The organism is Acinetobacter sp. ACNIH1, assembly GCF_002934695.1.
GTDB lineage: Bacteria > Pseudomonadota > Gammaproteobacteria > Pseudomonadales > Moraxellaceae > Acinetobacter > Acinetobacter variabilis.
Window position 1 is genome coordinate 1,617,760 of the sequence record NZ_CP026420.1, and the last position, 13,262, is coordinate 1,631,021.

Annotated in this window: 13 protein-coding genes; 6 read left to right on the forward strand and 7 right to left on the reverse strand. The window is 41.4% G+C overall.

Features of this window, described 5'->3' with window-relative positions; genetic code table 11:
* Positions 1 to 107: 107 nt before the first annotated feature.
* The gene (locus C3F22_RS07970; RefSeq protein ID WP_005235174.1) at positions 108 to 491 is read right to left on the reverse strand and encodes a pilin; all 384 of its coding nucleotides are present in this window, start codon (positions 489 to 491) and stop codon (positions 108 to 110) included.
* A 471-nt stretch (positions 492 to 962) separates the two neighbouring features.
* On the opposite strand from C3F22_RS07970, the gene metK reads away from it, so the two are divergent.
* From metK to C3F22_RS07985, 3 genes are all read left to right on the forward strand, one after another.
* A complete protein-coding gene (gene metK / locus C3F22_RS07975; RefSeq protein WP_004786281.1) occupies positions 963 to 2,129 on the forward strand; it encodes a methionine adenosyltransferase in 1,167 nt (388 codons plus the stop codon).
* A gap of 337 nt (positions 2,130 to 2,466) precedes the next feature.
* The gene (locus tag C3F22_RS07980) at positions 2,467 to 2,811 is read left to right on the forward strand and encodes a hypothetical protein (protein ID WP_004786283.1); all 345 of its coding nucleotides are present in this window, start codon (positions 2,467 to 2,469) and stop codon (positions 2,809 to 2,811) included.
* A 250-nt stretch (positions 2,812 to 3,061) separates the two neighbouring features.
* Positions 3,062 to 4,273: a YeeE/YedE family protein gene (locus C3F22_RS07985; RefSeq protein WP_104426232.1), complete on the forward strand. Its 1,212-nt coding sequence runs from the start codon at positions 3,062 to 3,064 to the stop codon at positions 4,271 to 4,273.
* A 45-nt stretch (positions 4,274 to 4,318) separates the two neighbouring features.
* On the opposite strand, the gene C3F22_RS07990 is transcribed toward C3F22_RS07985, so the two are convergent.
* The 3 genes from C3F22_RS07990 to C3F22_RS08000 form a co-directional block, all read right to left on the reverse strand.
* Positions 4,319 to 4,828, reverse strand: a complete 510-nt coding sequence (locus C3F22_RS07990) for a hypothetical protein (protein ID WP_104426233.1) — start codon at positions 4,826 to 4,828, stop codon at positions 4,319 to 4,321.
* Between the two features lie 62 nt (positions 4,829 to 4,890).
* Complete coding sequence (locus C3F22_RS07995) at positions 4,891 to 5,670, reverse strand: TIGR03915 family putative DNA repair protein (protein ID WP_104426234.1); 780 nt, start codon at positions 5,668 to 5,670, stop codon at positions 4,891 to 4,893.
* On the reverse strand, positions 5,670 to 6,929 hold the full coding sequence (locus tag C3F22_RS08000; protein WP_104426235.1) for a putative DNA modification/repair radical SAM protein: 1,260 nt from the start codon (positions 6,927 to 6,929) through the stop codon (positions 5,670 to 5,672). The genes C3F22_RS07995 and C3F22_RS08000 overlap by 1 nt, the downstream gene beginning before the upstream one ends.
* Before the next feature lie 208 nt (positions 6,930 to 7,137).
* On the opposite strand from C3F22_RS08000, the gene C3F22_RS08005 reads away from it, so the two are divergent.
* On the forward strand, positions 7,138 to 8,181 hold the full coding sequence (locus C3F22_RS08005) for an NAD(P)H-dependent flavin oxidoreductase (protein WP_104426236.1): 1,044 nt from the start codon (positions 7,138 to 7,140) through the stop codon (positions 8,179 to 8,181).
* Between the two features lie 61 nt (positions 8,182 to 8,242).
* Here the strand turns inward: C3F22_RS08005 and C3F22_RS08010 are convergent, their stop codons facing one another.
* Positions 8,243 to 8,920: a hypothetical protein gene (locus C3F22_RS08010; protein ID WP_104426237.1), complete on the reverse strand. Its 678-nt coding sequence runs from the start codon at positions 8,918 to 8,920 to the stop codon at positions 8,243 to 8,245.
* Between the two features lie 245 nt (positions 8,921 to 9,165).
* The gene (gene dusB, locus C3F22_RS08015) at positions 9,166 to 10,191 is read right to left on the reverse strand and encodes a tRNA dihydrouridine synthase DusB (RefSeq protein WP_104426238.1); all 1,026 of its coding nucleotides are present in this window, start codon (positions 10,189 to 10,191) and stop codon (positions 9,166 to 9,168) included.
* 80 nt (positions 10,192 to 10,271) lie between these two features.
* Here dusB and C3F22_RS08020 point away from each other — a divergent pair, with 80 nt between their 5' ends.
* Both C3F22_RS08020 and C3F22_RS08025 read left to right on the forward strand, forming a co-directional pair.
* Positions 10,272 to 11,477: a DUF1615 domain-containing protein gene (locus tag C3F22_RS08020; RefSeq protein ID WP_104426239.1), complete on the forward strand. Its 1,206-nt coding sequence runs from the start codon at positions 10,272 to 10,274 to the stop codon at positions 11,475 to 11,477.
* Positions 11,444 to 12,109 (forward strand): HAD-IB family phosphatase, encoded by a 666-nt coding sequence (locus C3F22_RS08025; protein ID WP_005235152.1) that lies wholly within the window; start codon positions 11,444 to 11,446, stop codon positions 12,107 to 12,109. Before C3F22_RS08020 ends, C3F22_RS08025 begins: the two co-directional genes overlap by 34 nt.
* A 53-nt stretch (positions 12,110 to 12,162) precedes the next feature.
* Here the strand turns inward: C3F22_RS08025 and C3F22_RS08030 are convergent, their stop codons facing one another.
* Complete coding sequence (locus C3F22_RS08030; RefSeq protein ID WP_104426240.1) at positions 12,163 to 13,257, reverse strand: fatty acid desaturase family protein; 1,095 nt, start codon at positions 13,255 to 13,257, stop codon at positions 12,163 to 12,165.
* Positions 13,258 to 13,262 lie beyond the last annotated feature (5 nt).

Sequence of the window (13,262 nt, forward strand, 5' to 3'; positions counted from 1 at the left end):
TTTCCAGGCTATAAAAATGCATATGTGAATATCTATTGTTTGCCCAAGGTCCCCAGACATAAAAGATAAAGGTTAAAGTTAAATCAGGCTAATCGATACCACGAAAATTATTGTCCTCGGCAATCTTTAGGTAAATAACGCTGACTGATATCGCTCGACGAACAACTGCCGCTATAAACATCAAAAGCGATGGATTTCCCACGGATTGCCGTATCTACCCTATCCTGCCGTAGCTTAAATTCAATCCGACAAGCGGCATTGATCACGACTTTTTCAATATATTGGGTTCCGCTGCCAATTTGACGGCCTGCATCACAATGTCCATCAGAGGCAATAAATTGAGTTCGATAGCTACCTGCCTGCTCAAAAACCTCTGTTAGTTGGCTTCGCACTACATAACTGTGATAACTCATGCCTGCTACTGTCGCCAGAATGGCAATAATCGTGAGTACAATCATGACTTCAATCAAGGTAAACGCCTTTTGATACATGCTTTTCCATCTCCGTACAGTCTTTTAAACAAATCCATACCAAAAGATTTCGCCACTTCCTGACAGGCGGTTTCTGAAGACTTGAAGCTACTATGCAGAGTCGTACTATTTGCAGCAAGGCTGTCTGTCGTGTGGTCAATACACCCACCTTAATTTATTAATAGAATGATCACTTTCCTTGATATTTGAGGCATTTAATTTTTATATTTTTCTTAGTACTTAGTTATGCAAATTTGTTTAGAAATATCACTGCTTAATAAGCGTCTCTTATCAATTCACAGATTATTTATTAAGTTTATTAAATGAATCCACCCTGCTGTTTAATTAGGCATATCAGTTTTTTTAATTCCAATAATCAAATAAAAGCACAATAATTTGAAACAATTTCGTGCAATTTTGTCGAGTTGCGCTAGTCCTAGAGCACAAGTCGATGTAACATATCGGGTCTTTAAATTTAACTGTGATAGGACTATGCGCGAGTACGCTGTATTTACTTCGGAATCTGTAAGCGAAGGCCATCCAGATAAAATGGCTGACCAAATCAGTGATGCTATCTTGGATGCAATCTTAAAAGAAGACCCATATGCACGGGTTGCTTGTGAAACGCTTGTAAAAACAGGTGCGGTTGTACTTGCCGGTGAAATCACAACAACTGCGAACATCGATTTTGAAGCGGTTGTCCGCCATACCGTTAACAGTATTGGTTATCATCATTCTGACCTTGGCTTTGATGGTTCGACTTGTGCGATCATCAACATGATCGGTAAACAGTCTCCTGAAATTGCTCAGGGTGTAGACCGTCAGAAACCGGAAGATCAAGGTGCCGGCGACCAAGGCTTGATGTTTGGTTATGCCAGCCGTGAAACTGATGTACTTATGCCTGCGCCAATTTCTTATGCGCACCGCTTAATGGAAAAACAGGCTGAATTACGCCGTAACGGTACATTGCCTTGGTTACGTCCAGACGCAAAAAGCCAGGTGACTTTCGCTTATGAAAATGGCGTACCTGTTCGTCTAGATGCTGTTGTGCTTTCGACTCAACACGATCCTGAAATTTCACAGGCTCATTTAAAAGAAGCTGTGATTGAAGAAATCGTGAAAAAAATCATTCCTGCCGACATGTTCCATGCAGATACCAAATTCCACATCAACCCGACCGGGATGTTTGTGATCGGTGGTCCTGTAGGTGACTGTGGTCTGACTGGCCGTAAAATCATTGTAGACACTTACGGTGGTATGGCACGTCACGGTGGCGGTGCATTCTCTGGTAAAGATCCATCGAAAGTTGACCGTTCTGCTGCTTATGCAGGCCGTTATGTTGCGAAAAACATTGTCGCTGCGGGTCTTGCAGACAAATGTGAAATTCAGGTGTCTTATGCGATTGGTGTAGCCGAGCCTACTTCAATTTCAATCAATACCTTCAATACAGGCAAAGTGTCTGATGAATTGATCGTGCAATTGGTACGTGAGCACTTTGACCTGCGTCCATACGGTATTACCCGTATGTTGAACCTGATCCAACCGATGTATAAACAGACTGCTGCTTATGGTCACTTTGGCCGTGAAGGTTCAGATACTGCATTTACTTGGGAAAAAACTGACAAAGTCGAAGCACTTAAAGCCTCTGCTGGTCTATAAGTTTTTAGGTTTTAAAAGCTCGCTTTATGCGGGCTTTTTTATGGCTTCTACTTTTAGCTTGACAAAAATTGAGCCGGAAATAGTTGTGTTTTGTTACATCTAAAACTACATCTTAAAGCAGATAAACTCACTTTTTATAAGCAGTGAGAAGCAATCCACACAAGGTTTGTAAGAAAATACATTCAAATAATCAGACGATTTATATTTAGCAGAAATTATATAAGTCTTTATAAAAATTACATTTAGCGAACAAATTCTGATCTAATTATTAGCATAAATTCAAATAAATACTCGCTAGACTGTTTTTCGACCTTACAACTACAAAGGATATGACACGATGAATAAATTACTTGTTGCTTTGGGTTTAGCTGCAACCGTTGCTTTAGTGGGTTGTAATAAGAAAGAAAATCCTGAAACAGGTGCGACAACTGGCGAACATTTAGAAAATGCTGCTACTCAAGCCGGCCATGATATGGAAGATGCCACTCATGAGGCTTCTCAAGAAACTGATCAAGCCATGGATAATGCGGCTGCAAATGCTTCCCGTGCCGCTGATGAAGCCGCCGCTGCGACTTCTCGAGCAGCCGATGCCACTGCTGAAGCCGCTAAAAACGCGACTGCTGCAACTGCCGGTGCTATTGAAGAAGGTGCAGGCAAAGTACGTGAGAAAGCTGAAAATTAATTTTTAAAGCTTTCAATCTTTAAAAGCCTGCTTTGCAGGCTTTTAAACTTTTTATACGTTTCACTATTAGACGGGTGATTGTTCTAAATAAAATGATATCTTCTGAAATAATCACGACCTTATATCACTTAAAGTCATAATTATTATCAGTTATCAGGATGTTTAATTGACTCTTAGTAGCCTTAGATCAGCCCATTTTAGTGAGAAATTGCGTAATATACGCGACTTTATTTTTAAAGCTTGATCTCCCATGTCTGTTATTGCTGCGTCTTCCCAGCGATCGAATCTCTCGGTCTGGGTGGCTTTTATTTTACTTGTATTAGGAACTGTCGGTGCTTATCACATCGTAGGTCTGAACCAAGCTCTATTATTTCTGGTGGGTGGTGCACTGGGTATGACCTTGTATCATGCATCGTTTGGTTTTACCTCCAGCTGGCGCGTTTTTATTAAAGAACGTCGTGGTCGTGGCTTACGTGCCCAAATGATCATGTTAGGTCTTGCTGTCTTGCTATTTTTTCCTGCTTTAGGCGCAGGTGAACTGTTTGGTAATCCAGTTCAAGGCTTTGTCAGTCCGGTTTCACTGTCTGTGGTGATCGGTGCATTTATTTTCGGGATTGGCATGCAGCTCGGTGGCGGTTGTGCATCAGGTACACTTTATACTGTGGGTGGTGGTAGTGCTCGTATGCTGGTCACCCTGTTTTTCTTCTGTGCCGGCTCACTGATTGCGACTTCGCATATTGACTGGTGGTTTAACCTACCTCATTTCGCACCTATCTCCATTGTAGAAAGTTTTGGTGTCATTCCTGCACTTGTTTTGAGCTTTGTCGTTTTTGCTGTTATTGCTGCTGCAACTGTATTTTTTGAAAAGAAACGTCATGGCAATTTAGAAGTTGAACCTCAAAGCCAGCATCAGGGCTGGAAACGTTTTTTACGTGGTCCATGGCCATTAATCTGGGGCGGAATCATTTTAACCCTGCTTAACTTTGCTACTTTGGCGCTGGCTGGTCGTCCATGGGGGGTTACTTCTGCCCTTGCTGTCTGGGCCGCGAAATCTGCAAGTTTTGTTGGAATTGATGTCGCCTCTTGGGCGTATTGGCAGCAACCAGCAAATGCCAAAGCCTTATCTGAATCACTCTGGTTCGATATTACATCCATGATGAACTTTGGCATCATGCTTGGTGCATTATTGGCCGCCAGTCTGGCAGGTAAATTTGCACCGAACTTCAATATTCCAAAACGTTCATTGGCTGCTGCAGTTATTGGCGGCTTGATGCTCGGCTATGGCGCTCGTCTGGCTTATGGCTGTAATATCGGTGCCTATTTTAGTGGTATTGCTTCGGGCAGCGTACATGGCTGGTTATGGCTGGTCTTCGCATTCCTTGGAAATGGTCTGGGTGTAAAACTTCGTCCAATTTTCTTCCCCGGTGAGAAACCTCAACCAGAAAAATTAACTGGTTGCTAAATAAAAAGTCCATCTTTGTGATGGGCTTTTTTTATAGCTTAATACTTACAACGCAGCTTTTAAGTTACAGCCATAATTCATGGTCTGTTGCACTTGGCGATAAGTGGTATAACGATCCAGAATAAAAGTATAGAACTGATCGCTAGATGCAAAATTGGATTTCAGGTCTTCATTCTCGGCTTTAGGTAACTGGATCTTGTCGACCAGATTCAGATTATAATGCCCCAAGCGAAACATTTCGGCAAAATAGCCATTCATCATGTCACAGTAGGCTACTTTACTGGATTTTAGAGCAGTCCGGCTGACAGGATGCTGGTTTAAAGTTTGCAGGTTATTCACATCCAGAGGCAATTGATGAGAAAAGGCAATGCTTTCTACTTTTTTAAATTGCTGAAAGTCCTGTGCCAACTTACTGTTTAGATCATCAAAACGTTGCTGTAATTCCTGTGCACTTTTAACCTGATATTTACCCGGATCTACTGCTACTTTCTGTTGCTCTGCTGAACACGCAGCCAATCCAGTTACCATAGCTAAGGATGCCAGCCATACCTTCATATCTATACACTCGATCTAAATATTAGCTGCCATTATGCCTTAAACTTGGGCAAAGATTTTATTTAAAGTACTTTCTCATTCATATAACGCCAGTAGCGCTTAGGTACATACTGGATATGCAGTTTCATATTTTGTCGTGCCTGAATATTCACGCTTTTAAAATAATCTTTCCAAAGCTGATCATAGAGTACTTCTTCATCATCCAGTTCAATACTAAAAGACTGACTATGTCCAATCCGGATTTGTGGATCAACCATTTCTGCATTCATCTCTATCTGGTGCACATCATTTAAATCGTAATAGATGCCGTAGTGGCGCTGCTCATCATAAATTAACCAACGCTGATCTTGGTAACGTTCCTTAAAATGCCGGGAAATAATCGGCAGTACATTAAAATCCGGTTTGACCAAACTAAGGAACAATCCGTCTTTAGCTTTTTTGAAGCGAATAAAAGCTTCCATACGATGCTTTTCACGCCCGACCTGTTTGCACCATTGTGACATTCCGATGACTGCATGATGACCATAATCTTTATCAACCGGCCGCTGGTTTTGAAACACATAAACTGCAAAATCGAACAGGTTCTGAAATGCCTGTTCTTTTTCAGAAAGAAAAGCATAATAAAAGGCTTTTAAACTGCTGGATGATACTTTCTGTTTTAAGCCTTGCCAGACACGCTGCCCATGACTTTCATTCGAGGCCACATGAATAAAATCATCGAATAAGCCATTTTGTGCCTGCGGATTGGCAGTCACTTTGACATCAAATTCTTTAAATTCAAAAGCCCGAAAAACACAGCTTAATAAACCGGTCATGGTGCCATCAAAACAGTAGTGTGCCATTAAAAACCGAATCCCAGTTGAGGTGACAATTGTTGCTGATATTTGGATTGACCAGCTTGTAAAATCTGCTGGCGAATCTGCTGGGATTGCTGCTCCTTTTTAAATTTTGGTGTATCTGCACAGCGGATAAAATGCTGTGCCCGGTTATACGCCACGCCCATCCTTCTCAGTTGGTCAATATGAATCTGACCAAAACGGCGTGCCTGTACAATCTTTTTGGCAGAACGTACTCCAATGCCCGGCACGCGTAAAATCATTTTGTAGTCGGCTCGGTTAATATCAACCGGGAAGGCCTCAGGATGACGTAAAGCCCAGCTCAGCTTTGGATCAATATCCAGATCCAGATTTGGATGCTGGTCATCTACAATTTCATCTGCTGAAAATCCATAAAAACGCATCAGCCAGTCAGACTGATATAGACGATTTTCTCTTAATAAGGGTGGTGCTGAGCCAATTGCAGGTAAGGCTTTTTCTTCGGGATTAATCGGAATATAGCCAGAAAAATACACACGTTTCAGCTTAAACTCCTTGTAGTGCCGATCAGCCATCAAAATAATATCTTTGTCCGTCTCACTATGCGCACCAACCACCATTTGTGTGGTCTGCCCTGCAGGAACAAATTTAGGAACGGATTTGATGATCTTACGTTCATCTTTCAACTGGATTAAACGGTCCCGCACAATTCCCAGATCTTTTTGTACTTCTGTATGGGTTTTCTCTGGGGCAAACTTTTGTAAGCCTGCTTCGGTCGGCATTTCCAGATTGATACTCATCCGGTCGACATATAAACCTGCTTCAGTAATAATCTCCTGTGATGCTCCAGGAATGGTTTTGAGATGAATATAACCATTAAAATTTTCTTCAAGACGCAACTTTTTCACCACCTGCAACATCCGCTCCATGGTGTAATCTGCTGATTTAAAAATTCCTGAACTGAGAAACAGCCCTTCAATATAATTACGGCGATAAAAATTCATGGTCAGATCGACCACTTCCTGCACGGTAAATGCAGCACGTTTTACGTCATTGGAACGACGAGAGACACAATAGGCACAGTCAAAAATGCAGACATTGGAAAACAGTATTTTCAGTAATGAGACACAGCGGCCATCTTCAGTATAACTATGACAGATCCCGTTTCCGGTATTACCCAGGCCTTTGTCTTTATTTTTGCGGTTGCTGCCACTCGATGAACAGGACACATCATATTTGGCGGCATCAGCTAAAATTTGTAGTTTTTCTCGGATACGATCAGACATGATTTCAGCAAGTTGTTGGCTAAAAACCTATTATAAATTTTCCCTGTTCTGCACTATAGCTTTGCTGTCTTTTTGACGACATCTCATGTCGTAAGAAATGTAATTGAACCGTTATCCATACAGCATTATTTCAAAATAAAATAACCAATATGATTTGCTTAATTCTGCAGCTATAGGCAAAGTAGATAGAGTAACAGGGAGCAAATCTATGTCTTTATTAGAAAAACTTGGAATAAAACATCCTATTTTTTTGGCCCCTATGGCAGGCGTTTCCACACCTGAACTGGCAGCGGAAGTTTCAAATCAAGGTGGTCTGGGTTCGCTCGGCTTGGGAGCCAGCAGCGTAGAATCTGCGCGCCAGCAGATTTTAAAAACTCAGGAACTTACAGACTGCCCATTTCAGGTTAACTTTTTCTGTCATGACAGCCAGCCTCTTGATGAAAACGTAGCTCAAGCCTGGATTGACCAGTTTAAAGATAAATTTGCTGAATACGGAATTAATCCACCCACTCAATTGAACTGTATTTACCCAAGTTTTAAAGACAATGATGATTTCTTGAATCTGGTTCTGGAAACCAGACCATGTGCGGTCAGCTTTCATTTTGGCATTCCTCTTTCGCATCAGGTTCAGGCTCTAAAAGATGCCGGTATTCTGACAATGGTATCTGCCACCAATTTTGCTGAGGCCAAAGCCATTCAAGAGGCAGGGATTGATATCATCATTGCTCAAGGCATTGAGGCTGGAGGTCACCGGGGTATCTTTAGCACCAAGTTTGATGCCTCAGTCAAAACCTCTAATCTGGTCAAGTTAATAAAACAGCATTTTTCATTGCCGGTGGTTGCTGCAGGCGGAATCATGAATGGTGAACAAGCACGTCAGATGATGGACTTTGGCGCTGAAGCAGTACAATTAGGCACGGCATTTGTTCAGTGTAAATCTTCCAATGCCAATGACGCCTATCGTAAAGCGCTACTGTCCAAGCCGCTGACTCAAGTTAGTGCCAGCATTTCCGGCCGTCCAGCGCGTGGCATCATTAATCACTGGCATATAGACATCGACACTCCTGATCGTCTGGATGTACCTGCCTATCCATATACTTATGATCTGGCCAAGCAGTTACATGCAGCAGCGTCCAAACATGGTGATCAGGGTTATGGCGCGTTTTGGGCAGGTTCAAATGTGGCGCAAATTCGTGAGATGGAAGCCTCTGATTTAATTAATCAATTAGTACTGGAAATGAAACAGAAATAAAAAAAAATTTATTCTAAAAATAAAAAACCTCTCCAAAGAGAGGTTTTTTATATGGATTCTTTTAACGCGTCATACGATGCCAAGCATCTTTGATCGCAAATTTTGCTTCTTCCCAATTCAAACGAGATTCACCTTTTACCTGTTCCCATTTGGTTCGTAATTCAGGTTCGGCATGTTCGAAGTCAGTCTGACGGTCATATAGCGGACGGTTTTCATAACCCACCCGATAGGCACCACGATAGTCACGATCATAGTCAAGATCGCTGTAGGTAGTACGTGATTCAGTATAGTACGGACGGTTGGTATGCTCAGTTCTCCAGTAATCATCTTCCTGCTTAATCGTGTCCGGATGCTGATAATTATCTGCCTCTGGATGATTTTCTGGATGCTCGTAGTTATCCGTCTGTTTCGAATGATCAGGTGAAGCAATATCATTTCCTGCAATGCCGCCTACAACACCGCCAATGATACCGCCTACTACTGCACCTGGAGGACCACCTACCAGACCAGCAGTCGCTCCAACTGCTGCCCCGCCTAAAGTACCTGCACTGGTAGCAAGTACATTATCCTCGCCTTCATTCATATCTGGCACACGAGGATTATCTTTTTGAGGTGAATTCAAATCTGGTCGAGCACTGGCATCTGTTGCATCTTGATTTAATGCGTCACTACGTTCCTCTGGTAATTTAGTCGAGGTTTTATTGCCAAAGTCTGTAACTGGACGATTGGTATTTGTCATTATAGATCTCCCTTGATCATGAGAATGAACAAGATTGAATAAACATCTTGCCATGCTAGAAATTCAGCTTAGAGCAATTTCACGTAAACAATGTCCATGTCCTGTCCAATTTCAGTGAACTTAATATGCGGCTATGTTTACTACAGGCCTTAATGTAACGGAAGCATATAAAATCTTAGCTATAAGATAAAAAAGGTACTGTATTTACTACAGTACCTTTTGAAATAAGTAGGAAATCTATCTTTTTATTTAGTTTCTAACAGATTCACCTGATCTATTTGTACATCGCTCATGATATGTCCATGTTCCAGTAATCCATTAAAATAGTTTTCCACCACTTGATATTGATCGGCGGTGTTTTCTACCTGATACATATTTTGACGGAATTCATTGCTGGAACGTAAACCTTTGGTATACCAGGCAATATGCTTACGCGAAATACGGCAACCTGAATATTCACCATAAAACTCATAAAGCTCGGATAGATGTCCTAATAGCACATCTTTCACTTCAGCAATACTTGGTGCAGCAAGATGCTCTCCAGTTTCTAAATAATGTGCAATTTCACGAAAAATCCAGGGACGGCCTTGTGCTGCACGGCCGATCATAATGGCATCTGCACCTGTATAGTCCAGTACATATTTAGCTTTCTCAGGGCTATCAATATCTCCATTCGCAATCACGGGAATATTCAACATCCCTTTCACCTCCTTGATTAAAGAATAGCGTGCCGTATTGAGGTACATGTCTTCACGCGTACGGCCATGTAATGCCAGCGCTGCAATCCCTGCGTCTTCAGCACGTTTTGCAACTCGCAGAATATTTTCATGACCGTTGAGATAGCCCAAACGGGTTTTTAAAGTAACAGGAACATCAACTGCAGCAACAACCGCATCTAAAATACGTGCAACCAGATCTTCATCCTTTAACAAGGCAGAACCAGCCAACTTATTACAGACTTTTTTGGCTGGACACCCCATATTGATATCAACAATTTGCGCACCATTCGCGACCTGATAGCGTGCTGCCTCAGCTAAGTCATGCGGATCAGAACCAGCAATCTGTGCTGAGATTGGTGCCAGCTCACCATCAAAATTCGCCCGATATAAGCTTTTTTTACTCATGCGCAAGGTCTTGTCAGAAGTCATCATTTCACTGACTGCATGACCCGCACCAAAGTACTTGCATAAGGTTCTAAATGGACGATCGGTGACACCTGCCATGGGAGCGACAATCAAATTATTTGACAGTTGATAGGGACCAATATACATATAAATTCATCACTTTTCTGATGGGCATAGTATACTGCATCTGCCTTGTTCACTCATCTTTTCAATTTATTTATAACACCATGAACAAATATTTTGCTCAAGCTTTTTCTCTTAAGTCCTTATCCCTACTTGCTTTATCTATTAGCCTTGTAGGGTGTGGCAATGGTTCATGGTGGTCAAATGATGAACCAACTCTTGAAGTTGAACATATTCGCAAAGCCATTCCAGGTCGTGTCAGCCAGCGCGAATCCTGGGCACAAGATATTTATGACATTACTGACCAGCTCGGTATTCCACAAACTAAAGAGAATATCTGTTCAATCGTAGCAGTTGTCGATCAGGAATCTAACTTTAATGCAGATCCGGTAGTTCCTGGTCTTGGTGAAAAAGCCGTTAAAGAAGTTCAGGAACGGCTGGAAGAAAAATTTAAAGATAAACTTGGTGAAAGTATCGGTGGAACAGTTTCAGGATATTTCCAGGATGTACTAAAAAACCATCCAAGCCCAGAAGACAATTATTTAAGCCAGATGCGCCGGGTCAAAACCGAACGTCAATTAGATGAACTTTATCGTGAAATCTTTGATTACATGGCTAAGCATTATCATGTAAGTGCATTGACAGGTGCAGCTAAACTGTTTGGGCAAAATATTGGCGAAAAAATGAATCCGATTACAACTTTGGGTTCCATGCAGGTTCATATCAGTTACGCCAAGGAATATAAACGTCAAGGTGGTAGTATTGCTGATTTACGTAGTGACCTGTATAGCCAGTATGGCGGACTCTATTACGGGATTCATCGATTGATGATGTACCCTGCGGATTATGAAAAACCGATTTATCGCTTTGCTGATTATAACTCTGGGATGTATTCCAGCCGTAATGCAGCATTCCAGAGCATGTTAAATAGCTTAACCGAAGCTGAGTTGAGTCTGGATGGCGATTTACTGCTATACACTAAAGATGGCGCGATTCGCTCACAAAAGAGTCAATCTGAACGAGAGCTCATCAGCGTTTTTGCAAAAAATAATTTTATTATTACTGAACGTCAGATTCGGGCTGACTTAAAGAAAGAAAAAGTTAAAGATTTTGAAGATACTATGACTTATCGTGGCATCGGTAAACTTTATCAAGAAAAAACCGGTAAAGAGCCAATTTATGCAATGATGCCAGAAGTCGTGATCTCAGGCCCAAAATTGAGTCGTGAGTATAATACTAACTGGTTTGCCAGCCGTGTCGATGGTCGTTATCAAACATGCATGCGCCGCATCAAAAACATAAAACTCTAGCCTTATTTGACTTTGATGGAACCCTGTATCCTTATGACAGTTTCACAGGGTTCATTTTCTATGCTTTAAAGAAAAGGCAAATTCTGAAACGTGGACTTCGTATTCTGCCTTGGATTCAGGCTTACTATCTTAAGCTCTATCCTGCTCATGCGATGCGACCAAAACTGTATTACACCATGTTCAGAAATAGTCATGCGCAGGAAATTCAGCAGCTTGCCGAAGAATATGCACAGCGGCTTGTTTTAAGATTGAATCCCAAATTATTAAAGCAACTCAGACAACATCAGCAACTCGGGCATCAAGTCGTTCTCGTTTCAGCCTCGTTAAATTTATATTTAAAACCGGTTTGTACTTATTTAGGCATTGACCTGATTTGTAGTGAAGTAGAAATTCTGACAGGTGAAATGACAGGTTTATACAACACACCTGATTGTAGTAAGGATCAGAAGAAAAGCAGAATCTTGGAAAAATATAATTTAGAAGATTATGCTGAAATTTATGCTTATGGAAATAGTGAGGAAGATGAGGCAATGTTAAGCCTTGCACAGTATGCTTATTTAGAAGGAAGAGATAAAGTACTTCCATTACTTGAAATGAATTTACCCAAGTCTGAACTTAAAATAATTAATTAAACTGAGAATAATAAAAAACCGCTATGAACAGCGGTTTTTTATTGAAATCTATCTTACTTCTTAAACGGAAACGCATATTTCACGATACGTTTAATCACGCTGCCATACTGTTTTACCAGACTGGCATTATTATAGTTTAAGCCGTATTTTTTACATACTGCTTCTACTTTTGGCGCCATTTGACGATAACGGCGTGCAGGCACATCTGGATATAAGTGATGTTCAATCTGATGGCTTAAATGTCCAGTCAAAATATGAAACGCTTCAGAACCGGTTAAGTTTGAAGAACCACGAATCTGACGCATATACCAGTGACCACGGCTTTCATTTTCCATGACGGCTTTCGGAAACACTTCTACATCTTTAGTAAAGTGACCACAGAAAATAATACTAAAAGTCCAGATATTACGAAGACCATTTGCCACCAGGTTACCTGTCAATACCGGTAATGCTGCAGGACCTGCAATCAACGGAAAGAATACATAATCTTTGAATAATTGCTTACCAATTTTACGCTGCATTGGCTCCCATTCTTCAAGAGTTTGTTCTTTGGTTTTACGGCCTTTGAAGTATTTACCCAATTCAAGGTTTTGAATGGCTACGCCCCACTGGAATAACAAGCAAAATGGAATACTGTAAATTGGCTGTAATAAATAGCCCGGTTTCCAGCGTTGCTCAGGGAACAAACGCAACAAGCCATAACCAATATCATCATCCATACCTTTAATATTGGTATAGGTATGATGCTTGAAGTTATGGGTTTGACGCCAGTTGTCTGAAGTTCCGACAATATCCCACTCGTAAGTCTGGCCATTGAGCTTCGGATCATTCATCCAGTCATATTGACCGTGCATGACATTATGACCCAGTTCCATATTTTCCATGATTTTGGCAAAGCCTAATAAGCCTGTACCCATCAACCATGCTGGCGGAAACCAGCCTGCGAATAATAAGGCACGACCTGCAATCGATGAATAACGGATGCTCGAATATACGCGACGGATATATTTGGCATCTTTTTCACCTAAATCATCCAGCACTTCCTGTTTGATGGCATCAAGCTCACGTGCAAGTTCCTCTAGCTCAGATTGGGTCAGTTCACGGTTTTTAGGGTTTTTAAAATACTGTAATTTTACTGGCATATTCATAGTAT

What these genes read in the sequence shown, in the direction of transcription:
- C3F22_RS07970 (WP_005235174.1), bottom strand. Translation starts at nt 491, where the DNA reads ATGTATCAAAAGGCGTTTACCTTGATTGAAGTCATGATTGTACTCACG.
- metK (WP_004786281.1), top strand. Translation starts at nt 963, where the DNA reads ATGCGCGAGTACGCTGTATTTACTTCGGAATCTGTAAGCGAAGGCCAT.
- C3F22_RS07980 (WP_004786283.1), top strand. Translation starts at nt 2,467, where the DNA reads ATGAATAAATTACTTGTTGCTTTGGGTTTAGCTGCAACCGTTGCTTTA.
- C3F22_RS07985 (WP_104426232.1), top strand. Translation starts at nt 3,062, where the DNA reads ATGTCTGTTATTGCTGCGTCTTCCCAGCGATCGAATCTCTCGGTCTGG.
- C3F22_RS07990 (WP_104426233.1), bottom strand. Translation starts at nt 4,828, where the DNA reads ATGAAGGTATGGCTGGCATCCTTAGCTATGGTAACTGGATTGGCTGCG.
- C3F22_RS07995 (WP_104426234.1), bottom strand. Translation starts at nt 5,670, where the DNA reads ATGGCACACTACTGTTTTGATGGCACCATGACCGGTTTATTAAGCTGT.
- C3F22_RS08000 (WP_104426235.1), bottom strand. Translation starts at nt 6,929, where the DNA reads ATGTCTGATCGTATCCGAGAAAAACTACAAATTTTAGCTGATGCCGCC.
- C3F22_RS08005 (WP_104426236.1), top strand. Translation starts at nt 7,138, where the DNA reads ATGTCTTTATTAGAAAAACTTGGAATAAAACATCCTATTTTTTTGGCC.
- C3F22_RS08010 (WP_104426237.1), bottom strand. Translation starts at nt 8,920, where the DNA reads ATGACAAATACCAATCGTCCAGTTACAGACTTTGGCAATAAAACCTCG.
- dusB (WP_104426238.1), bottom strand. Translation starts at nt 10,191, where the DNA reads ATGTATATTGGTCCCTATCAACTGTCAAATAATTTGATTGTCGCTCCC.
- C3F22_RS08020 (WP_104426239.1), top strand. Translation starts at nt 10,272, where the DNA reads ATGAACAAATATTTTGCTCAAGCTTTTTCTCTTAAGTCCTTATCCCTA.
- C3F22_RS08025 (WP_005235152.1), top strand. Translation starts at nt 11,444, where the DNA reads ATGCATGCGCCGCATCAAAAACATAAAACTCTAGCCTTATTTGACTTT.
- C3F22_RS08030 (WP_104426240.1), bottom strand. Translation starts at nt 13,257, where the DNA reads ATGAATATGCCAGTAAAATTACAGTATTTTAAAAACCCTAAAAACCGT.